Annotated in this window: 17 protein-coding genes and 1 pseudogene; 8 read left to right on the top strand and 10 right to left on the bottom strand. The window is 51.5% G+C overall.

The window, feature by feature from the left end; translation table 11 throughout:
• Positions 1-118 precede the first annotated feature (118 nt).
• Positions 119-2,524: a sucrose synthase gene (locus Dvar_RS37590; RefSeq protein ID WP_419658601.1), complete on the top strand. Its 2,406-nt coding sequence runs from the start codon at positions 119-121 to the stop codon at positions 2,522-2,524.
• On the opposite strand, the gene Dvar_RS37585 is transcribed toward Dvar_RS37590, so the two are convergent.
• Positions 2,525-3,094: a hypothetical protein gene (locus tag Dvar_RS37585; RefSeq protein WP_419658600.1), complete on the bottom strand. Its 570-nt coding sequence runs from the start codon at positions 3,092-3,094 to the stop codon at positions 2,525-2,527.
• Between the two features lie 178 nt (positions 3,095-3,272).
• The gene (locus Dvar_RS37580) at positions 3,273-4,151 is read right to left on the bottom strand and encodes a diacylglycerol/lipid kinase family protein (RefSeq protein ID WP_419658599.1); all 879 of its coding nucleotides are present in this window, start codon (positions 4,149-4,151) and stop codon (positions 3,273-3,275) included.
• A 147-nt stretch (positions 4,152-4,298) separates the two neighbouring features.
• On the opposite strand from Dvar_RS37580, the gene Dvar_RS37575 reads away from it, so the two are divergent.
• Positions 4,299-7,310 (top strand): hypothetical protein, encoded by a 3,012-nt coding sequence (locus Dvar_RS37575; RefSeq protein ID WP_419658598.1) that lies wholly within the window; start codon positions 4,299-4,301, stop codon positions 7,308-7,310.
• Positions 7,311-7,336: 26 nt separating this feature from the next.
• On the opposite strand, the gene Dvar_RS37570 is transcribed toward Dvar_RS37575, so the two are convergent.
• Positions 7,337-8,338, bottom strand: coding sequence for a YhdH/YhfP family quinone oxidoreductase (locus tag Dvar_RS37570; RefSeq protein WP_419658597.1), 1,002 nt, complete (start codon positions 8,336-8,338; stop codon positions 7,337-7,339).
• A gap of 302 nt (positions 8,339-8,640) precedes the next feature.
• Between Dvar_RS37570 and Dvar_RS37565 the strand changes: the two genes are divergently transcribed.
• Positions 8,641-8,835, top strand: coding sequence for a mechanosensitive ion channel domain-containing protein (locus Dvar_RS37565; protein WP_419658596.1), 195 nt, complete (start codon positions 8,641-8,643; stop codon positions 8,833-8,835).
• A 51-nt stretch (positions 8,836-8,886) separates the two neighbouring features.
• Here Dvar_RS37565 and Dvar_RS37560 read toward each other — a convergent pair whose 3' ends face one another.
• Positions 8,887-9,222: a hypothetical protein gene (locus tag Dvar_RS37560; RefSeq protein WP_419658595.1), complete on the bottom strand. Its 336-nt coding sequence runs from the start codon at positions 9,220-9,222 to the stop codon at positions 8,887-8,889.
• Positions 9,223-9,656: 434 nt separating this feature from the next.
• Here Dvar_RS37560 and Dvar_RS37555 point away from each other — a divergent pair, with 434 nt between their 5' ends.
• Entirely contained in the window at positions 9,657-10,451 is a 795-nt protein-coding gene (locus Dvar_RS37555) for a hypothetical protein (protein ID WP_419658594.1), read from the top strand.
• A gap of 127 nt (positions 10,452-10,578) precedes the next feature.
• Here the strand turns inward: Dvar_RS37555 and Dvar_RS37550 are convergent, their stop codons facing one another.
• The 3 genes from Dvar_RS37550 to Dvar_RS37540 form a co-directional block, all read right to left on the bottom strand.
• The gene (locus tag Dvar_RS37550; protein ID WP_419658593.1) at positions 10,579-11,163 is read right to left on the bottom strand and encodes a hypothetical protein; all 585 of its coding nucleotides are present in this window, start codon (positions 11,161-11,163) and stop codon (positions 10,579-10,581) included.
• A 587-nt stretch (positions 11,164-11,750) separates the two neighbouring features.
• The gene (locus tag Dvar_RS37545) at positions 11,751-11,981 is read right to left on the bottom strand and encodes a hypothetical protein (protein WP_419658592.1); all 231 of its coding nucleotides are present in this window, start codon (positions 11,979-11,981) and stop codon (positions 11,751-11,753) included.
• Positions 11,982-12,236, bottom strand: a complete 255-nt coding sequence (locus Dvar_RS37540) for a hypothetical protein (protein ID WP_419658591.1) — start codon at positions 12,234-12,236, stop codon at positions 11,982-11,984.
• A gap of 274 nt (positions 12,237-12,510) precedes the next feature.
• Here Dvar_RS37540 and Dvar_RS37535 point away from each other — a divergent pair.
• Positions 12,511-13,956, top strand: a pseudogene (locus Dvar_RS37535) (DNA translocase FtsK); the annotation flags it as partial.
• A gap of 489 nt (positions 13,957-14,445) precedes the next feature.
• Here the strand turns inward: Dvar_RS37535 and Dvar_RS37530 are convergent.
• Positions 14,446-16,149, bottom strand: coding sequence for a C1 family peptidase (locus Dvar_RS37530; protein ID WP_419658590.1), 1,704 nt, complete (start codon positions 16,147-16,149; stop codon positions 14,446-14,448).
• A gap of 575 nt (positions 16,150-16,724) precedes the next feature.
• On the opposite strand from Dvar_RS37530, the gene Dvar_RS37525 reads away from it, so the two are divergent.
• The 3 genes from Dvar_RS37525 to Dvar_RS37515 all read left to right on the top strand — a co-directional run bounded on the left by Dvar_RS37525 (position 16,725) and on the right by Dvar_RS37515 (position 19,727).
• Positions 16,725-17,759 (top strand): DUF933 domain-containing protein, encoded by a 1,035-nt coding sequence (locus Dvar_RS37525; RefSeq protein WP_419658589.1) that lies wholly within the window; start codon positions 16,725-16,727, stop codon positions 17,757-17,759.
• Between the two features lie 47 nt (positions 17,760-17,806).
• Entirely contained in the window at positions 17,807-18,859 is a 1,053-nt protein-coding gene (locus Dvar_RS37520; protein WP_419658588.1) for a KamA family radical SAM protein, read from the top strand.
• Between the two features lie 94 nt (positions 18,860-18,953).
• On the top strand, positions 18,954-19,727 hold the full coding sequence (locus Dvar_RS37515) for a TIGR04219 family outer membrane beta-barrel protein (protein ID WP_419658587.1): 774 nt from the start codon (positions 18,954-18,956) through the stop codon (positions 19,725-19,727).
• 156 nt (positions 19,728-19,883) lie between these two features.
• Here Dvar_RS37515 and phaC read toward each other — a convergent pair whose 3' ends face one another.
• Both phaC and Dvar_RS37505 read right to left on the bottom strand, forming a co-directional pair.
• The gene (phaC, locus tag Dvar_RS37510; RefSeq protein ID WP_419658586.1) at positions 19,884-21,140 is read right to left on the bottom strand and encodes a class III poly(R)-hydroxyalkanoic acid synthase subunit PhaC; all 1,257 of its coding nucleotides are present in this window, start codon (positions 21,138-21,140) and stop codon (positions 19,884-19,886) included.
• Positions 21,141-21,363: 223 nt separating this feature from the next.
• The gene (locus Dvar_RS37505) at positions 21,364-22,266 is read right to left on the bottom strand and encodes a poly(R)-hydroxyalkanoic acid synthase subunit PhaE (protein WP_419658585.1); all 903 of its coding nucleotides are present in this window, start codon (positions 22,264-22,266) and stop codon (positions 21,364-21,366) included.
• Positions 22,267-22,307: the final 41 nt, after the last annotated feature.

Below are 22,307 nucleotides of genomic sequence, written 5' to 3'. Positions count from 1 at the left end.
CCAAGAGCGCAGGCTGGGCTTGTAATTTGGTGGGCCCCTGGGGACATCGCTGGGTTTTCGTCCGGTAGGAATTCCATTCTTTCAAATTGAATTGAAGAAAAGCAAAAGGTGTGTTGGAATGACGAATCAGAACCTCATCTCAACTTTGCTCACTCGAACAGACCGTGAAGAATTCAAAGCGTACATAACGCTGCTGACAGGCAAGGAGAAGAAATTTTTTCTGCGCAACGAAATTATACTGATATTCCATGAATATTGCGATGCCAACAACAAAAAAAAGCGCTTTCGTGAAAAATCCTCACTTTTTTCTTTTTTAAAACAGATCCAGGAGCTTTTTATCAGCAATGGCCAAATCGTGGTCGTTCATCGCTATGATATCGCCAAGTACCACTTCTACCTGCTGCGTCCGGACGGTGCCTTTATGGAGGCCATTGACAGTGCCCGCTATTTGGAACTAAAGGATTCTCACGTCCTGGACAACGGCCGTCGTCCCGCGTCACTCAAGATCGACTTCATGCCCTTTTATGACTATGTTCCTTCCATTAAAGATCCCCGCAATATCGGAGATGGCATTCGATACCTGAACCGTTACTTGTGCAGTCAAATTTTTACTGCTCCGGACAAATGGCACGCCAGATTATTTGATTTCATCAAGTTGCATAAATACAAAGAAAAACAACTTCTGGTCAACGGGACCTTGATCAAGGATTTTGCAACGTTTTTCAGCGCGCTTGAAACCGTGCTCAAATGGCTCAGGGAGCAAAAAGCGGATACACCCTACACAAAGGTGGCATCTCGATTGAAGCGGGCCGGATTCGAAGCTGGATGGGGCCATACCGCCGGGCGCATTGCTCAAACCATGCAACTGCTCATTGATCTCATCAACGAGCCCAATGCCACATTGCTGGGGCAATTTATCTGCCGGGTTCCCATGCCCTTGATTGCCAACATCGCGGTGATATCGCCCCATGGCTGGTTCGGACAGACCAATGTGTTGGGCAAACCGGACACCGGTGGTCAGGTCATCTATATCCTCGATCAAGTCAGGGCCCTGGAAAAACACCTCAAGGAAGAGATCAGGCTCACGGGGCTCGAGGTCACCCCCAAAATCATCATCCTTAGCCGGCTGATCCCCAATGCCGGGGATACGACCTGCAACCAGCACATGGAAAAAGTGTTTCAAACGGAAAATGCCTGGATCCTGCGGGTGCCGTTTAGAGATGCCCAGGGCAACATTCTTCAAGATTGGATCTCGCGGTTTAAGATCTGGCCCTACCTGGAAACCTTTGCCGATGATGCCGCCAAGGAACTGCTCGGCGCATTCCACCAGCGGCCCGATCTGATCATCGGTAACTATTCAGATGGCAATCTGGTGGCCAGCTTGCTATCGGATAAACTCAATGTCATCCATTGCACGATTGCCCACGCATTGGAAAAAACAAAATACCTTTTTTCCGATTTATTCTGGCAGAAAATGGAAAAGGACTACAATTTTTCCTTGCAGTTTACGGCCGATATGCTCTCCATGAACAAGGCGGATTTCATTATTACCAGCACCTATCAGGAAATATTCGGCACTGATGATACCATGGGGCAGTATGAATCCTATCAGTTTTTTACCTTGCCTGATCTATATCAGGTGGTCAGCGGGATCAATCTCTATGCCCCCAAGTTTAATGTCATTCGTCCCGGCGTCGATGAAACCCTCTATTTCCCCTTTGATAAAAAGGATGAGCGTTCAGCGCAGAAAACCAAGGCCTGGACCCAGCGGCTTTTGCATGACGAATCCGACGATATTTTCGGCCAACTGACCGATACCGCAAAACGTCCTATCTTTACCATGGCCCGTCTGGACCGGATCAAGAATATCACCGGTCTGATCGAAGCCTTTGGCATGAGTAACATCTTGCAAAAGCACTGTAATCTGATTTTTGCAGCAGGTACCACGCGGGTGGAAGAGTCTAAAGATAATGAAGAACGGGCAGAGATTCGTAAAGCCCACGCATTGATCAAACAATACGATTTAGCCGACAAGGTACGGTGGCTACCCAGTATCAATAAACTGGATACCGGTGTGGTGTATCGGATCATTGCCCGGCGCCAGGGCATATTTGTCCAGCCGGCCTTGTTTGAAGCGTTTGGACTGACCATTATTGAGGCCATGGCTTCTGGATTGCCGACTTTTGGACCCAAATTCGGCGGCCCCCTCGAAATCATCGAGTATGGGGTCAGCGGGTTTCTGCTCAATACCAGCGAACCGGCGCTGATCGCAGGCAGTCTGGAAAAATTCATACTGGAATGCGAGCAGGATTCCAGCTACTGGGGTAAAATATCCAAAAACAGCGTGCGCCGGGTGGAGGAACACTTTACCTGGAAACGATACAGCGATACACTGATATTCCTGACCCGCCTTTACGGCTTCTGGCGCTATTCAGTGGCCAACCAGGGCCGGGTTAAATTGGATCGCTACTGTGATTTTATTTACCATTTCCTTTTTCGCAAGCGAGCGGAAAAGATTGCTTAACTAATTGAAAAGCAGATGTTCTGTTACCCCGAGCTGCGTTGCCACATACCGGGCGACGGCCTGCCCCAGCCAATTGGGTTGATGGGCATCGGAGCCGAGGACAAACCTGAACCGATCCACAAACGGTGCGTAGTACGGTTTCCAATCGGAGCGCCAGACATAGCGATTGTTGATTTCAATCAGGCAGTCGGGGGGCACCCGATTCAGGTCGGTGGCAAATGCCGTGGGATGGGCGATGATCACCGGGCGGCCGGTTTTTAGCAGCTGCTCCAGGGCCATGTAGTCCGCATCCTGATCCCGGCAGTGGACGATGTAGTACTCCACCGGGTAATCGGCGGCCTCGGATGCCCAGGCATGCCCGTCCACCTCGACCCCGAGTTTGAATCCCGCGTTTTTAACTTCCCCGGCATAGCGTTCAAACGCGCCACTGACCAAATTCTCAAAATGGTCGCTGATACCCACCACCCGGGCATGACGGACTGCCGCCACCAGCTCGATGGTTTGCTCGGGAACAATGACGCTGTCGGTGGCTGAATAGATGGTATGGATATGCAAGTCTTGAGCTATCATAGAAATAATTGTTTCCTGTTGAACCATGATGGTTTCGTAAAATGCCGAAAATTAAAATATGGATATGTACTTGGCAGATAAAGGCTTAGCGCTAAAGGCCAACATCTCTTTTTTGGATCTGAGCAACCGATAACCGGCAAGTGTTACGGTATGATTAGCCTTAGATAATAGATTCCCATCAGTGCTTGAGCCGGAGCACGCCCGGCAGAACCCTGAATCCAAACCGATCACTGGTCCATCCCAGCTCCCCGTCGATCTGAACCGTCACCGGCGTATCCAGCCTTACGCTGACATGCTGGCCGGCCCGATATTCTCCGGCCCGGTTGCCAATTGTGAATCCGGTCAAAAGCCCCATTAATGCCCCAACGGCGCCTGAGGCGATAAGTTGGGTGTGCAGATGGCCGTCGTCCCACCGGGCTCGGGGCACCGCCTTGAGCCCCATGCCGAAATAGGGCTGTTTCACCACCATGAAGCTGAGCAACCGTTCTGCGCGTCGTTTCTTTCCATCCGTGCTGATCCAAGCGCCGGAAGCCTGATAATCCCTGAAAAATGCCACCAGCCCCGCCCGCAGATGGGCCTTGAATCCCCGGTACCCCATGTCCCGGTAATGCTCATACAGCCGGATGGCCGTGCCGTCGATTCCCAGTGAAACCATGAAGGCCTTTTTTCTGCCATCGCAATCGATCAAGTCATACGGATAAACCAGGCCTTTGCGGATTCGTTCGGCGATGGCCAACGGATCGCCGCGGTAGGCCAGGGTATGGGTCAGGGCGTTGCCGGTGCCGAAAGGCAGAAAGGCCAGTGTGGTCTGTGACAGGTCGACGGCGTTGAGCACCAGGGAAAACGTTCCGTCTCCACCGGCCACGACCAGAACGTCCGATTGCCGGGATGCTTTTCGGGCAACGCCGGCCAGCGCATCTGAACTGGTGGTATCCAGCCCGACAATTTTTGCCTTGAGTACATCACCAACGGCAGTCAGCAAACGACGGCGCTGCTCCGGGGGATATGGCCCGGAGGCCGGGTTGGCGATGATGCAGTAGCGGGTGTTGTCGCTCACCTGTCTCCTCCCATGACTTTCATTACTTACCTACGAATCCGTTGGTTTGCCGTTGATCCTCCAAATGAGAATTGTTAGGTTTGTGTTAGTGTATGATTAGAAGCGTGTTAGCAACCACCAACAAAAAACATATGGCGACAGACAACCATGGGCAGCATTCACCAGAATTTTCGAAAACACGTCCTGCTTTTTCTAATTGCCGTCGGGGTAGGGGTACTATGGCTGCCCAGGGCCTTTCATCCGGCATCCCCGGCCGCCGGCACGCCCCATAAGGTTCATATCGCCTTCGGGTTTCATGTCAATTTATATCATTCTTTTCGCGGCGATACCAACGACGAAAATGGATTCGGCCAAGACATCCGCGTGATCCGTCATACCATTGCCGAACTGGACCGGTTCAACCGGCAGGGCATTCCCGTGCATGGCGTGTGGGACTTTGACAACCTGTTTTCTCTCCAGGAGATTCTTCCCTCGCATGCACCGGATATCATAACCGATATTCAGCGCCGCGTCAGGGAGAACAACGACGACGTCATCCTGATGTCCTACAATAACGGCCTGATGTCGGCCATGACCGACGAAGAGTTCATGACCGCCATGCAGCGGGCCATGAGCAATGAACAGGGCAGCGGTGTGAAGGATCTATTCGCGCGGGTTGCTCCGGTGGTCCGGCCCCAGGAGATGATGACCACGCCGGGGAATTTCAAACGCTACCAAGCGTTAGGCATTGAGGCGGTATCCCTTTACTACAGTGCGACGCCCTTTGATGCGTTTCGCATGTTCTCACACGTGCTGACGCCCGCGCAGGCGCATAACCCGGTCACCTACCGCAACCCGGCCACGGATGAGCAGATCGTCGTCCTGCCCACTTACCATGCCGGCGACCTGGTGGAAAATGTTAGCCTGCGCGACTGGGCCGAGCGGCTGCATCGGCTACAGGACGAAGGCAAGATCGATCGGGATGTGCTGATTTTCATCAATTTCGATGCCGACGCCGAGTTCTGGACCGGCGCTGATCTGCCCTGGCATCTGGATTGGCTGCCCAATACTGGTGGGCTGGCCCAACTGGTCGAGTCGGTGGCTGATCTGGATTTTGTTACCTTCAGTAATGTGAGCGATTATCTGGCCGGCCACGAGCCGGTGGGAACGGTGCAGTTCAGCCAGGATACCGCCGATGGCAGCTTCAACGGCTACAATTCCTGGGCTGAGAAAGCCTGTGCCTCGGACTACTGGACGCGCATCGCGCGTAACCGGCGGATTCACCGCGTGGCGCGCAACCTGCTCGCCGCCAATGATGCGCCGGGCATGTCACCTGATCTTGCCGATCTGCTGCACGGATCATTTGAAACCCGGCTCAGGGCCCTGTCCACGACCAACTTCGGACTGGCCACCCCGTTTTTGACGCGCCCGCGGGAAGCGGCCATGGATAAGCTTTTGGGGCGTCTGGACTGGTACAGCGACCAGATCCAGTCCCGTCTCAACGATCGTGCCCGGAAAATGATTGCCTCGCATCGGCCGAATCCACTCTCAGACCCTTCGGGAGAGGCGCTGGAAACCTTTGTCTATCTGGCCCCGGAGGGTTCCACAGAGCGGCATCTGACCTTCAATCTGCCGATTCAGGTATCGGTGGACGACCGGTTCATCATTGCCGATACCCTTGGACAGGTCATCCCGACCACCCTGGAAACCCTTGATGGGCGACCCGCCGGACAATCGGCAGGGTTTTATATTTCCAGACATGAGCAGATGCCCGATGGCATTTACACCCTTTATCGAATGCCGCCTGCTGAAAAGGCGGCGTTGCCATCCGATAACCCTGTTTTTGCCGATGTAACGCTTTTGAAGAATGAATCGATCCGTGTTCAACTGGATGCCAACGGGCATGTGGCCGGCGTGACCTGTGACGGGGTGCGGCAACTGGATCCAGGCAGTCTGGTGCCGTACATCGTCTACCAGGGAAAGCAATACCGTCCTGGCCGCTTGACGGTCACCGTAGAGCAAACCGGGCGGCACGGTGTGGCCGCGCTGCGCCTTCAAGGCCCCTGGAACGGCCCGCAGGCCATGACCCGGGCACCGGGGTGGGTCGATTACCGGCTGCGGCTGTTGCAAGACGTCCCCTATCTTTTTGTCGATGGGTGCATCCGTTACCCGGATACCCGTCGCAACACCGTGATTCAGCCCGACAAACCCTTGCTGGCCCGTAAGGTCGATGCCGGCTGGCAGGAAGTGGCCCCGGTTGAACTGAGATTTTCTCACCGCACCAACCGGGCCCATCCCTTTGTTGTTCACAAACGTAATTTTCTGGGCAGCGAGGATGCCTATGCGGTGGATTACTTCCGGCATTCACCCGACAATGTCAATGTGGCCGATATCAACAACCATATTACCGCCGCGTATGTGGGGATAAGCGCCCGGGGACACGGCATGGCCGTGGCCATGAACAATGCCGTGAGGGCCAATTTCGCCTTCAGTCCGCTCAAGCTGAAACATTTGACCCAAAGCGATACATTTGCCATCCAGGCCAATCCCTTTGGCACCTATTACGGCAGCCAGATCGTTCCGCCGACCCGCGGGAACCGGTTGGGCTACGAGGCCGTTATCCTGTCGGCACCTCAACTGCACAGTGCCGGGCCGACCTACAACGGATACGCGGACCGTTTCGATCTGATGGTGGGCTTTTTCGACGGGGACGCCATTCCCGATCGGCTGAAGCAGGACCTGCTTGCCTTTGCCGACCGGCCGGCCGCCATTGGTCTGCAAACCGATGCGAAGCCCCAACCCGCTGCTGTTTCCGGTTTGGCGCCGGCGGGATTTTTGGCGCTTGCGGATGAGACGGGGGTGGTTTTTCATTGGGAGGGTGATCCCGCCAAAGGAGTGCGCTATCGCATTCACCTTGCATCCCCAAACGGAAGTGACTCCGCGACGTATGTGACCAGCGCAACGACCTACCGGGTCAATGCCAACGAATTTACAGGTCGCCATGAGTCCTTCAACGCCTTTATCCAGGCGGTCTATCCCAATGGACGAACATCGGCACGCTCACCCCAAATCCGTTTTCAGCGAACCCCCACTACCGACCATGAGCTTGAAATCCCCAACGATTTCAAACTGAAAATTCTTTGGGCCAATGTGGCTGCGTGGATGCAGAGAAACCTGTAATCTTCCATTTGACAGAATCATTTTGTTCAACCGGTCATCTTTACCACCGCCCGGCCTTTGCGTTTACGGCCAAGCATTCGTTCGATCGTCGGAATCAGATCCGTTAGGGGGATTTCCTCGATCATGGCCTCCATCTTGGGAACCTTCCATTCATCAGCCAATTTTTCCCAAGTTTTTTGTCGCAGCGGCATGGGGCAGTTCTGGGAATCAATGCCCGCCAGGATGACGCCCCGTAAAATGAACGGGTAGACGTTGATGGGCAGTTCGGGCGATGCGATATTGCCGCAGGTGGTGACCACACCATAAGGATTCATGGATTTGATTGCGGTAGCCAGAATGTCGCCGCCCACCGCATCGATGCAGCCGGCCCACAGGCTTTTGAGCAGCGGGCGCCCGCTATTGTCAGTGGCCTCATCGATACTGATCACACGGCTGGCCCCGATTTCCTGTAAGTATGCCGACTGGTCGGCAAGGCCGTTGACAGCGACCACCGTATAGCCCAGTTTGGCCAGAATGGATACGGCGATGCCACCCACACCACCCGTAGCACCGGAGACCAGTACCTCGCCGTGCTCCGGCAACACGCCGTGGCTGGTCAATTGGTGGACGGACAGGGCTGCGGTAAAGCCGGCCGTGCCGTAACACATGGCTTCCCGCTGGCTCATGCCGTCGGGCAAGGGGACCACCCAGCCAGCCGGCACCCGGATGTACTGGCCGAATCCACCGGCCGTGTTCATTCCCAGATCGTAACTGGTGACGATTACCGGATCACCGGGTTTGAAAGCGCTGTCCGAACTTTCGGCCACAACGCCGGCGGCATCGATGCCCGGCGTGTGGGGGTATTTGCGGGTCACGCCTTTATTACCGCTGGCGGACAGCGCATCTTTAAAGTTAAGGGAAGAGTAGTGGACCTCGACGAGCACATCCCCGGCCGGCAGATCATCGACCTGCCGAGTGAGAATTTCTCGTCGATATTGCTTGTCTTCGGTTTCCGACACCACCATGGCCTTGAAGGTTTTTTCTGTCATTGCTGATCTCCTTGGTTGCGTAAATAAACGTGGATTAACCGTAAATGTTGTCCAGATATGCGACCCGGGCGCCAATGATCAGATTCAGGTTGGGTTTGGATTTATCGGCTGTGTTACATGACACAGGCGCCTATAAGTCCAAAAATATCATTGGTTTTTTAATGATTGTACAGCCCTCCTTTGATTTCAAGAAAAAAATAACGACCCGGTGGGTAGGCATTCAGATCAAGGCCCACGAAAACTTCTACTGAACTGGGCGTTTCAAATTTTTTCGAATTACAGATTTCGCTGCCGCTATATTGATGATCATATTCAGGCCGTTTAAGGTCGGTGATTATATTGAGGGGGCGGGTGTTGCCGGAACCGTCGAATCCATTCAAATCTTTACGACCCAGCTGAAAACCAAGGTTAAAAAAGCGTTTGATGCTCAAGGGATAACCATTCCCTTCCCTCAGCGTGACGTTCATATTTACGAACAAAAAACAGACGCCATGTGAATGGCGCATGAAAGCGGATTGAGCCCGCTAAATTCAGGAATGCCCATTTGATCATGGTTTCAGATTGCGGCGACTCAACTCGCGACTGACTCGCTCGCGTTTTTGCTCCAACGCCCACGCTTCTCCACCGATGATGTAAGGCATTTTGGCGAGCTGGTCCTGCTCTGTCACCGTTCCCTGACGGTCCGCGTCCCGCGTTCCCTGCTGGATTTCTTTTAAGCGATCGTTGATGCCGTGGTAATAGCTGATCAGTTCTTCGTCGGACATGGCGGCCAGTCGGGTTGCCATTGGGTCGCTATCTGTGGTGGCACAGCCGATGACAGCCACGATGCCGAGCATAAATACCGTTATGATGATCAGGCGTTTTGATACGCTGAGAAATGACATGGGAATGCGCCTTACGCTGCAATGATGATTTTAACCCCACTCTTGCAAAAATTTTCGATTAGCACGCGTAGCATAACCACCGGCAATGAACAAGTCCTCAATTCCAATCGAACTAAAAAAGCAAGGTCGGTGAAAGTACGATATCAGAAAATGGTTTAATATTTAACCGCATGCTTTTTTAGACATAAAACACCATCCCACGCTTGCATCATCATTTGCGCCTTTGTGTAAAAACTTGACAAGGTATACGGAATACCGTACTCCATACATTTCATTTGAGGTGTAATATGAACATATTAAAAACAGCGGAAACAAAATCTAAACTGTACCGCCATATTGATCCAGCCTGTCAATCTCAGGAATCTTTTGGTACTCAGACTGTCCACTACCATTTCCCATTTTGACAATAATGAAAACCGGATAAAGGGGGGAACATGAAGTTTCGATGTCACTGGATTGTTTTTCTTGCCGTTGCCGTATTATTCGCCGGCTGTGCAACCAAAAAGGATTTTCAGCGCTTGGAAGGAAAGGTGGACCTGCTCATTCAGGCAACGAAACGATCAACGTTGGACGAACTTTTTGGGGATCAATCCTCCCAGATTGCCCAACTGGTTAATGACTTAGATGTAAAACAAAAACAAGACTTTGAAAATCTTCAGCAGGAATACGCTCGTGGAACCACATCGATTGAAGAGGCTCGGCAAAAAATGCTGGGGATCCTTGGTAATAACGACCGTGTCGTCAGCACACGGCGTGGAATCTACGTCCGCAACACGATGGGCGACAAACTCAAAGCCATACCCAATGATACCAAAATTGTTAATTGTTACCTCGTTGACAAAGCAAGTATTCCGGCTGCAATTCAGGAAAAAGATGTCTTGAATCGATTTTCCTGGGGACAGGGTGAATTGGATGGCCAGAGTGTTCTGTTCCCATGGGAGCTGACCATTTCATCCTTTACCAAAGAAGTTGCCGAACACACGGCCAGAAGAACCGCCCAGGAATTCATTAAAATGGGTGGAGAAAAACAGTGGCAACGCCCCATCCAGATCCAAATCTCAACTGAAAAAGATGACAAGGTTAAAATCTCGACTAATGAAGAAGAGAATGAAGTTTATTTTCAGTATGAGAATATAAAACAGGACAAGGTAGACATGGAGACACCCGTCACCACGACAGGAGAAGAAACGCTTCCCTTAACGACGGATGAAGGCTCAGAACAACAATAATGTTCGGCCAGCGATTCAGACTATAATGCTTTGCCGAAAGGGTAGAAAGATGTTGGAATCATTGTTGGTATGCAAATGATCGGCAATAATACTGACCGCCAATGATTTCAGCATCTTTCTACCCTTTCTACCACTCGAATACGGAAATCTTGGAGATATGGCCTTTTTTGCTGAATTGCCGGGTTGGATAATTCGCATTGGTAGATAATGGCTTTCCCGTTTCAGATTCGACTTCAAAAACCACGACGGTATCAAGACTACCATCTGGTTTGTAGGTCATTAACTCAGACGGTGAGAAATATTCGATTTTGTAATCATTCTCATCGATCAGCAATTCGATAGCTGGAAAAAATTCCAATAATTTTTCTATGCTCATGCCTGTGCGGATTTTATTGTTGAATGTAATTGTGGGTGAATAGATTTCAAAATTTCTTACGATCAGATCAGAAAGCCCTTTTTTGTCGTATAAAACAACCAATAATTCATCCTTGCTTTTGATTCCCCAACAACATCCTTCCTCTATTTGAATCCCATCATATGTAATATGCGCCAAGAATTGATTGAAACTTATCCCTAAAAAGCTGCTTGCCACATTGTTGGGGGATGGCGCCGGGATGTCCTTTTTGGTTTCGATAAGCTGCTGTTGCAGCGTACAGCAGGAAAAAAATAGAATCAACACAACCGTTATGGTAATTTTAATAAAAGATTTCATGCTGTTTTCACCTGTTAGGAATTACGCTTATGAGCCTATTTTGTATGCTTTGGTGTATGATGTCAATAAACTGGATCTTTGCGCATTGAACCAATCGCAATTTTAGCCTTCCGGAACTTCAGATAGCCTGAATCTTAGTTTCCTTATTTTCTCGTAAAATTTTTTTTAATTGCTCATATCTTAGCCGTAATCATGTGATTTATTATTTAATTACAGAGTGATATCATTGAGTGCGAATTAATCCGATAGGTGCAATCCGCACCAAAGTATGTTATATAGAACTACCATAGTTTGTTTTCTCGCTGACCTGGGAATTGTCTAAATCAATCATAATTCAATAAAAAAGTTGGGCGTGTGAAAAAAAATTCTTTTAGATTCGATAATGAAGTTTTATTCATTCATACGGAGTGTGGGGAATATAAATTTAAAATCGATAGCGGTACCAGCCTGACCAAAGCAGAGAAAATTGCTGAGCTGATGGTCAGTGAGATCGATAAAGTTGAGAGAAAATTTCAGAAGACAAGAAAAAAAACGAGCCCTTACGCCAAATTATTACTAACCAACTTAAATATCGCGGACAAGTATATTCAGCTTGAGAGAAAATACAAACAGCTTATTTTAGAGCGCGAGAAGCTGATTGCAGAAGCCTGGGGAGCAAAGGCGCCTGTTCGTCCCTTGCGACCTTCGGCTAAAGAAAAGCGTTCGTCGTCAGGTTTACCGCCACAGGATACCGCATCGATCCTGTCGTCAAGCCCGGCGGTTAATGCACCGGCAGATCCGGTGGCTTTCAGAAAGACACAAGGGACGACTGATTCCATTCAACCACCCCATGCCCAAGACGTCCCGCAACCTGACGTATCGGTCCAACGGTCAAACGTGGTGGCGAATGTATCGTCAGAGCCTGTGGCTTTAAGGAGGGCGGAGCGGACAGCCGATCCCATTAAAGTGCCTTCTTTCCAGGCCACTTCACAGCCAGTCCCGCCTGATGTATCGACCCCGACCGCTGCCGAGAAGACCCGCGCATCGTCAGCACCCATGGTTTTAAGGAAGGTGGAACGGACAACCGATCCCATTCAAGACTCTACCACAAAAGATACCTCACCGCCTGCCTTAACCGCCCAACCGGCTTTGGCGGACTTGGTGGGTGTGGCAAAAAAGCTTTTGCCCCTGCCTGATCCATCGCCGGTACCAACAAACGCCGATCGGGAGACGGAAGCCGAAACCCCATTTGCTGAATCACTTCGAGTCGAACCGTTGTCGATGCCTGCATCGACGATCCAGCCATCGGCCCCAGCGTTGAAAATTACCCCCCCGGATCGCATGGCATCGACTGACCGGCAAACCGTTGCCGACGATTTTGAACTCCCCTACCTGGACTTTTTAAGGACGTCTGATGAGACTGTCGTTCTGGACCATGATGCCATCCGTCGGGATGCGGAAATTCTTGAACAGAAGTTGGGATATTTCGGTATCAAGGGTGAGGTCATGGAGGTTTCGCCTGGTCCGGTAATTACCACCTTTGAATACAAGCCCGCGCCCGGTATCAAGATCAGCAAGATCGTGAATCTGGCGGATGATTTGGCCCTGGCCCTGAGTGCGATCAGCATCCGCATCGTTGCCCCGATTCCCGGCAAGGATGTGGTCGGCATTGAAATTCCCAATCCCAAAATGAGCATCGTTCCCTTTGTCGATATTGTGGGATCTGATGACTTCATTAATATCAGCTCTCCTGCGCCAATCTGCCTGGGCAAGGATATCATCGGCAAACCGGTGGTGGTGGGACTGGAAAAAATGCCCCACCTTTTGATTGCAGGTGCCACGGGAACGGGAAAAAGCGTGGCCCTGAACGCCATGATTGCCAGTATTCTGTACAAATCGCCACCGGACAGAGTCAAGTTTATCATGATCGATCCCAAACGAATCGAGCTTTCCCTGTTCAATGATATCCCGCATCTGCTCACTCCGGTGATTGTCGACATGAGAAAGGCCAATATCGCCCTGCAATGGGTGGTCCGGGAGATGGAACGGCGGTACGAAAATCTTGCCGCACTCCAGGTGAGAAATATCGAGCAATACAATAACAAGGTAAAAAGTGCACAGCGTTATGGATTGACAGATGAGGAGTTTGAGATTTTTCCCTATATTGTGGTGATCATCGACGAGTTGGCCGACTTAATGATGACCGCCAGCAAGGATATTGAATTTTCTCTTACTCGTATCGCCCAGATGGCCAGGGCGGCGGGCATCCACCTCATCCTTGCCACCCAACGCCCGTCCGTGGATGTACTCACGGGCATTATCAAGGCAAATTTTCCCACACGGATATCCTTCCAGGTGTCCTCCAAAACCGATTCCAGGACGATTATTGATTCCAATGGTGCTGAAACCCTACTCGGCCGGGGAGATATGCTTTTCGTTCCGCCGGGAACGGCAAGGCTGACCCGCGTTCACGGCACCTACCTGTCCGAAGATGAGTTGATCAGCATTACCAATTTCCTGAAAAGTCAGGGAAAACCAGAATATGTCCTGGATGTGATTTCGGAAAAAGAGGACGAACTTGAGGCCGCAGAGATCAGCGAAGATGAATACGACGAAAAATACCAGGCGGCCCTGGAATTCGTTTTGTCCAGCAAGCAGGCTAGCATATCCAGTGTCCAGCGAGCATTGCGGGTCGGGTACAACCGAGCCGCCAGAATCATCGACCTGATGGAACAAAAGGGGATTGTCAGTCCTGCCGACGGTATCAAACCCCGCCAGGTGTTGGTGGACCGTAGAGAATGCCTGCCTTATTAGGGCCTTATTTTTCAACCTTCAGGAAAGCCGGAGGCCACCAGATCCAGCGTTGCCAAGGGATTACGGTAGGCGACTACAGGTGACTACAGCCTTCACCCTTGGCGTCTTGGCTCTGGCGCCCTCCGGCTTTTGCAACATTGGGGTTAAAAAGCGGTGGCTTGAAGTTTGTAGGTTGGGTTTCGTTCCTCAACCCAACCTACATTACTGATAACCAAGTCCTCCACCGCGCTTCCAATCTCCCCTTCACCGTTTCTCCCCCTCTCAGACATCCCCTTTTGATGGTGATTTAAAGAATGCATAGGGACGGCAGGCGGTTGAGAAAAAAGGGAACCGCGAATCACACGAATGAAAATGCTTAAAAACGATTCGTGTGATCCGCGCAATTCGTGGTTGGTAAAACCCGTGAACACCCTCATGTCACATAAAGATTGATCGGCAAGGTCTGGAAATGACCTGGGGCAAATGAGGTTGCGCGCCCTCGATATTGGATCACTGACAGCTATCCGTTTTTTCCCAATAATCCGCTGAGACTTCTTGAAGTGAAGAAACGACCGAGTCTTGCAACCATCCCAGGTAGTCACGCGATCCGACCGCACAGGCACTCCAAAAACCGCAGCGATAGGCGCGTCCCTGGTCGACATGGTCCAGGTTGTCGGTGGTGATGCATGTGGTGACCGAATCGGAATCGTCATCCGTATAAGTGGCCGAAAGACTGACCCCGGAAAAGTCTCTGTAGGCTTGGATACCAATGTACCATGTGCCGGCTTGAGGATTCTCATGATTGCATTCTTCATTATTGCCGTATTGGTAAGGCTGGCAATCATATTCCGAAGATGTGGGGCGGGCGCCAAGCAGGGTATGCAGATCGGCGTCTCCTGAGCCGCCGGAAATACGCACATTCAGATTGGATACGTTTTCCGGTACATTGATGAAAAAATAAAGCCAGTCACCGCTTTCGGCAGACAGGTCAGAAATGGTCTGACCGTCTTCGATTTCTTGGTCTTCGGGGTCGGGTGAAGGCTCTGGATCCGGGTCTGGATCAGGATCAGGATTGGGTGAATCGTTATAGGATACATAAACCGCATCAGAGCCGATGCCGCTGACGCCGTATCCGATACGCATGTAGCCGTTTTCGCCCCAGCTGCTACCCCAGGAGTTGCGCATGATCCAGCAGCCGTCGTCGTCGTTCCATCCAACGAGGACCACGCCGTGATTCAATGTAGAACAACTCGTCCCGGAGAACACACCGCCGCTGTAGTTCTGGAAGTCAGCGTTGACGCAAACGGTCACACTCAAAGGGCCGTGCTCGTAGAGCGCCTGCTTCAGCTGGGCGATGGTCGGTGTGCAGCCTGGACATACATATCCCCACGAATCGATGCGGTATGCTTTGTCATGGGGCGGATTGCACGTGATATCCTGGGCTTCGTAGGGAAAGTGGTCCTCCAAAACCGCACCCGCTTCGGTCTCGCCATCCACTTTTGTGGACTGGAGGTAATCATGCGCCCAATAGCCGCCGTCGCACCCCCATCCCTCGTCGTTACAGGATACAAGATATTGTTCGGAGAGGTCCTGGGTTATCCCGTCATTGATCTGGATCAGACTCTCAAGCGGGCCCACGGTTGCGAATGCCCAGCAACTACCGCAATTGCCCTGGTTCTTGACGGGCGTACAGCCGTTATTGTCGCACCAGTTAAATGCACTGGGCAGCGTTGTATCATCGTCATTGACGCTGCTGTCCCGCACCGTGTCATCAGATTCTTGCACCGTTGACTCGGGAAGCGTAAATGTTTCCGTAAAACGTCCCGCAGTGGTAAAACTGAACTTTAGTTCACCCGATGCCTTTGATTCAAAGGCACGTCGGTATTCCAACCGCAAATCCGCCTGTCCTTGTCCGGCGGCCACGACATAAATTTTCTCTTTCACCCATCCGCCAATCAAACCGGAAGACGACGCTTCGAATTCTCTACCCACAATTTTCAAGCGGCTGTCAACATCATTGGGCGTTCTCCATCCATGCCCGGTCGACGGCTGGCTGTCCAGTTCGATCACCGCTACAGTATCCGGCTGGAGCGCTACCGCTTTATCGGCATCTCTTTCTTTCAGCTGCAATTGTCTTGGCCCGGCCGCCGCGATGGTTGCGATTAGTAGCAGCACGATTGTGCAGGATAACGACCAACCCCGCTTTCTTGTCATTTTTCTCATCCTCCTTTCAACTTGTCCGATTGTGATCCAGTGATTCAGATAATTTCTCGCTTACGCTGTCGTATTGCATCAATTCGCAGAGTGTGGAAAATAACATGCCCGAATTTATGCTGGTGATCACATAAAAAGGGTAGTTCTCAAACAGGCTCTTAAGGACCAAGGCCCTGATCCCGAATGTTGCCAGACCGGGATGGTGGAAAGCGCTCGACTGATCAAAACTTGCCTTACATACAGAAAATTGCCTGTCACCGCAACAGACAATATCTACGCGAGAAGAAGTCGAACCGTGCATTATATTTTTTCAGGCCATCGACGGTGGCGACGGCGTCATCGTTTTTCTGGTCTGACTTTCGAATCAATAACAGACGATACCCCAAAAGACCTTTAGAGACACACCACGCGTAAAGCGCGGAATGGCGCATTTACCTTGACGGATTGAGCCGTATATGCGAATGCCAGATCGATATGCGAGGCACCATGCCGGGGCATGACCGATCTGGCCCCGACCATTGATACCCCAATGCAGCCTAAGTTGAGCTTGGGAAAAAATAAGGAGCATTGACATTATGAGACTCGGCATCATTGGCCTTCCACAATCGGGCAAAGCCACTGTTTTCGAGGCCCTGACCCAGAGCGTTGCCGGTGATGGCAACCGCCAGGAGAGCCGCATCGGCACCATTTTCGTACCCGACGAGCGGGTAAATATCCTCAGTGACATGTACAACCCGCGCAAAACCATTTTTGCCCAGGTGGAATATTTTCTGCCCGGCAAAGGGGATCAGGGGGGGGCGGCCAAAAAGGACCAGAGCATCTGGACCCAGGTACGCGACTGCGATGCCCTGATTCATACGGTGCGTAATTTTAGCGGCTATGGGCTTGACGCTCCCACGCCCAGGGACGATGTGGCCGCCATTGACCAGGAATTGATCATTTCCGATCTGGTGGTCGTGGAAAAACGTCTTGAGCGCCTGGCTTTAGACGAGCGCCGGGGAAAGAAACCCAGTCCCGAGGAAGTGGCATTGTTGAACCGCTGCAAGGAGGCCCTGGACGAGGAGGTTCCCCTGCGGCGCTTTCCCGACATCACTGCGGCCAAGCTTTTGCGCGGGTTTGCCTTTTTGTCGGCCAAACCCATGCTGATCCTTTTTAACAATGACGATGAGGATGACCAGCTGCCTGATGCCAGTCAGCTGCCCGACGGGGAGGAGTGCATGGTCATCCGCGCCAAGCTCGAGCAGGAACTGGCCCAGATGTCAGCGGACGAAGCCACGGAGTTTCTGGCTGAATTCAACATCACCGCCTCGGCCACCGACCGGGTGATCCAGCGATCCTACGAGCTGATGGGGCTGATCTCCTTTTTTACCGTGGGTGAGGATGAAGTGCGGGCCTGGACCATCGGACGGGACACGGATGCCGTGGATGCCGCTGAAGTGATCCACTCGGACATCAAAAAAGGGTTTATCCGCGCCGAGGTGCTGGCCTACGATGATCTCATGGCGGCGGGCAGCTATGCCGATGCGCGCAAAATGGGCACTGTACGGCTTGAAGGCAAAACCTATGCGGTGGCAGACGGGGATATTATCAATTTCCGGTTCAATGTATAAATGATTGGCATGTTAACCTTTATTTGCTGGATCAAAACCATTATTTCATGACCTTTGTTTTGTCACCCTCGCTGCCCAGATGGAAGGCTTTGCTTGCCAACAGTATCACAACGGCTGAACAATTGGCCGAGCGTTTTGATCTGTCAACGGAGCCATTAAAACCGGTGATCGATGGTTTCCCCATGCGGATCAATCCTTACTACCTGTCTTTGATCCGGGAGCCCCAGGATCCACTGTGGAGACAGGCGGTGCCGGATCCGGCCGAACTGGCCGATGATGCCGGCAGCGACGATCCCCTTTGCGAAGAAACGCTGTCACCGGTGCCTGGGCTGATTCACCGCTACCCGGATCGTGTGGTGCTGCTGGCGTCCCGGCAATGCGCCATGCGATGCCGGTTTTGCATGCGTAAACGCTGGGTGGGGGCGCCATCCGATCTGCTGGATGGCGCAATCGACTACGTGCGCCGCATCCCGGCGGTTCGTGAAGTGATTCTTTCCGGTGGTGACCCGCTCATGCTGGATGACGATAGGCTGGCAGGCCTATTGGAATCAATCCGGAGGATCAACCATGTTGAATTGATTCGCGTTCATTCCCGCATGCCCTGTACCTTGCCTCAGCGTATCACCGATGATTTGGTGCGGCTGTTGCGGGCCTTTCACCCCCTTTACCTCAATATCCACTTCAATCACCCTGACGAGATCACGGATCGTTCGAAAGGGGCTTGTGCCCAGCTTGCCGATGCCGGCATCCCTTTGGGCAGCCAGACGGTGCTGCTCAAGGGCGTCAACGATGATGCCGCGGTCATGTATCGTTTGCTGCAGCGGTTGCTTTCCATGCGTGTGCGGCCCTATTACCTGCATCAGGTGGATCGTGTTTCCGGCACGGCGCATTTCCAGGTGCCGCCCGAGACCGGACTTTCCATTATGACGCACCTTCGTGGTCGCCTGTCCGGCATGGGAGTGCCGCATTATATGCTGGACCTGCCCGGTGGCGGCGGCAAAGTTCCCCTGACTCCTGACTATGTGGTGAAAAAACATCCCGACCACTGGATCCTGCGTAATTTCGAAGGCCGGCAATTTTATTATCCACGAGAATCGTAATTATTGCTGGTCATCAGATATGATTCGCGTATTGCCATACGGGAATGCATCATTTATTTATAACCATACATATCTCATTTAAGGAGGATAACAGATGACGAGAAGATACCTGTTGGCCATGGTGATGATGGGCACCTTGGTGATGGCGGTCGCTAGTTCCGCGGGCGCATTTGGCGTGGAGGTGGCCATCGGCGGATGGCAACAGAATCCTTCGGGATCGATTGGTTACAAGGTGCTTGATAACGAAGACCTTCTGGATTTGGAACAGGATTTGAACTATGCGGATGAAACGCGCCTATCGGTGCGGGCATCGATTGACATGCCCTTGTTTTTGCCGAACATCTATCTGATGGGAACCCCCATGCAATTCAGTGCCACCGGTCAAAAGGATGAGGGGTTCAAATTCGGGGATATCAATTTTGATCCGGGACCATTTTATTCTGAGAGCGTTTTGGACAATCTGGACGTTGGCTTGTACTATGGCATTCCTTTTCTCGAAACGGCCACCTTCGAGAAACTGAGCATAGACCTGGGAATCAATGTGCGCATTCTTGATTATGAGTTGACTGTTCGCCAGGAGGCAAGCGGGCTCAATGAGTCGGAGAGCGGCGTGTTGCCGATCCCGATGGTTTTTCTGGCCGTTCAGTTCAGTCCCATCGAAAAACTTTCCTTGGAGGTCGAAGGACGTGGGATCTCATATAGTGGCAACGATTTGTACAGTATCATTGGGCGGGTAAAATTCAACATCTTTGGACCACTTTTTGCCGCTGGTGGATACCGGTACGAAAAACTCAAACTGGATGAGGACGATGTGGCTGTGGACATTGAATTCAGCGGGCCGTTTTTGGAGGCGGGTGTAGCTTTCTGAAGCAACAGAGACGTATGCCCCAATGTTGCGAAAGCCCAAGGGCGACAGCGCCACGGCGTTGCGGACAACACTGTCTTTTCCATGTAGCATTGGGATGTATTGCTGTCGCCCCCGCTTCCCATGGGGGAACGAGTGGGACGCGGGGGCGTATGCTTGTCAGCCGTTGACCACTTGACGGACGGATTTTGATTCGGCGTTTTTATGATCGACATTGTCATTGTCATTGTCATTGCCATCGCTATCCGCTTTTAGCTGGTGTTGGATGGTTGGCGCTGCGGGTGGATTGTCCTGCGGGTCCTTTTGGCCGGAGGAATGCGTTTCACTTTTCGCGGGCTGTTCATCTCGCTTTTTAAGCCATGTGGCGATTTTCGGAGCAAAGGCTTCCTGGCATTTTGAGCTGACATAGATGCCGATATGGCCGGTATCAAGGCAAATATCTTCCGTGTCATCGCTTCCCACATGGTTCACCAGCTTATTGCATGCCTCAGGCGGAACCAGGTGATCGAATTTGCCATAGATATTCAAAAGCGGCATGGTCAGCTTGTTCAGGTCGACCCGTCTGCCGCCAACGACCAGCTCGTTGTGAATGAGTTTGTTCCCCTGATAGCAGTCTCTGATAAACTGGCGGAATACTTCTCCAGGCAAATCGGGACTGTCAAAAATCCATTTCTCCATGCGCACGAAGTTCTCAACAAATTTTTTGTTGTCCATGTTTTCAAAGAATCCGACGTATTTATCGATCATCAACCGGGCGGGATTGAGCAGCAGAAAACCAAGATTCATGATATCGGCCGATAGATTGCCGAACGTATTGACCACATGGTCAACATCAAGTGACTTCATCCATACATGCAGCAGCCCCTTTTTGGTATCGAAGCTGGTGGGGGTGACCGTGGTCACCAAATTTTTGATTTTTTCCGGATAAAGGGATGAGTAGATTACACTGAACGTTCCCCCCATGCAAATCCCCATCAGGTTGATTTTTTCCATCTGGGTGGCCCGGCGGATAAAATCGACGGCATTGTCCATATACCCGTTGATGTGGTCATCAAAACCGAGGAAGCGATCCTTACGGGTGGGATACCCCCAGTCGATCATGTATAGATCGATGCCGGCGTCCAGGAACCGTTCCACGACGCTGCGGCCCGGCTGCAGATCAAGCATGGTTTCACGATTGATCAGGGCATAGACCACCAACAGCGGCGTGCGGTAGCGCTTTTTGACCCGGGGCGCATAATGCTTCAGCTTGACCCGGTCTTCTTGGTAGACCACTTCAAATGGTGTGGGTGCCAAATCGGTATCTAAATCATCTAACAAAACTTTGGATGCCTTGCGGGCGCGGGTCTGAGCTTGTTGGGTATTGTCCGCAAGTTTGGACAGAATCAAATCCACTGGAATTTTGGGTTGAGACATACCTTCCCCCTGTATGATCAGTTTTTTAACGGTTGCCCATTAAACAGACACAATTTCAATCGACCGAATCGTGATGGGTAACATGGCAACCATTGTGTTTCAGACAACAAGGCCAACATTGACGGTAACGTCTGACGAATTACCCCAGCGTTGCAAAAGTTGGAGGGCTTCAGAGCCAAGGCGCCACGGATGAAGCCGTAATAATTTTATGCAACCTAAAGGGTTATTGGTCGACGGTTTGGTGCAGTATTTTTTCAAGTTGGTTCACCCGTTTTTTCAACTCATAGAGCTCACGGGCCATATCATCCAGATCGGTCTGTTTCGCCACTGGTAAAAGTTGTAAGACATCTTCGAGAACAGCATCGCGGGCCGTCGAAAAATCGGCCAGGGCATTGAGTGTCAACGCCTGGGTTTCTGCGTATTCCGGGGTCTGGAAAAGCGTCATAAAATGCCCTTCCAGCACCTTGATCCAGAGGTTATAATAAACGTGGGTATCATCGGGCAGTTCACCATTTTCCATCATCTCACTTAGCTTTTCCTGCATGACCCCGGCTGAACGCGTAACGGGGATGGACAGTAAATTTAGGTATTCAGAGAGTTTGGATTGAAACAGGTGATACTTGTCTACCGCTTGGTTGAGTCTTTCCTGGTACTGCCGCATCAACCCTAACTGGGGCAGTTGAAAAAACTGGCGAAACTCACTTTCATAAACATCGTTCCACATCTGGTTTGGATTTCCATCCATATCCTGAAATTGATAGGCTTCCACCGACTCGCCCAGACGGCTGAAGTGTTGCAGGAGGCGTTGATGATAGTCCATTATATTGTCCATGGAGCTTTTGGACAGCTGGGCTACCATTTCCGGCATGGTGCCGCTGCTTTTAATGAAGGCCTGCATGGATTCAGGGGTGGATAGGGTCTGAAGAAAGGCCTGCCAGTTTTTTATCGCGGCAGCAATGGTGTCCCTGGTTTTATGGCTGGTTTGGTTTTCCTGCTGATTTGAGTTGGCTTCGCTCGTTTGTGTAGTCGACTGGTTTTGCATTTCACTCCAAAAATTTCCCATGGATTGCATCCAGGTATCGATCTGTGAGGAAAAGTCAAAAGGATTGGCGGTTTTTTCATTCATTGGCGTGGTCTGCTTGCTAAGTGTTAATATGGGTTATTGTC

Source organism: Desulfosarcina variabilis str. Montpellier, from assembly GCF_048565275.1.
Classification (GTDB): Bacteria; Desulfobacterota; Desulfobacteria; order Desulfobacterales; family Desulfosarcinaceae; genus Desulfosarcina; species Desulfosarcina variabilis.
This window is presented reverse-complemented; position numbering and strand designations above follow the sequence as displayed.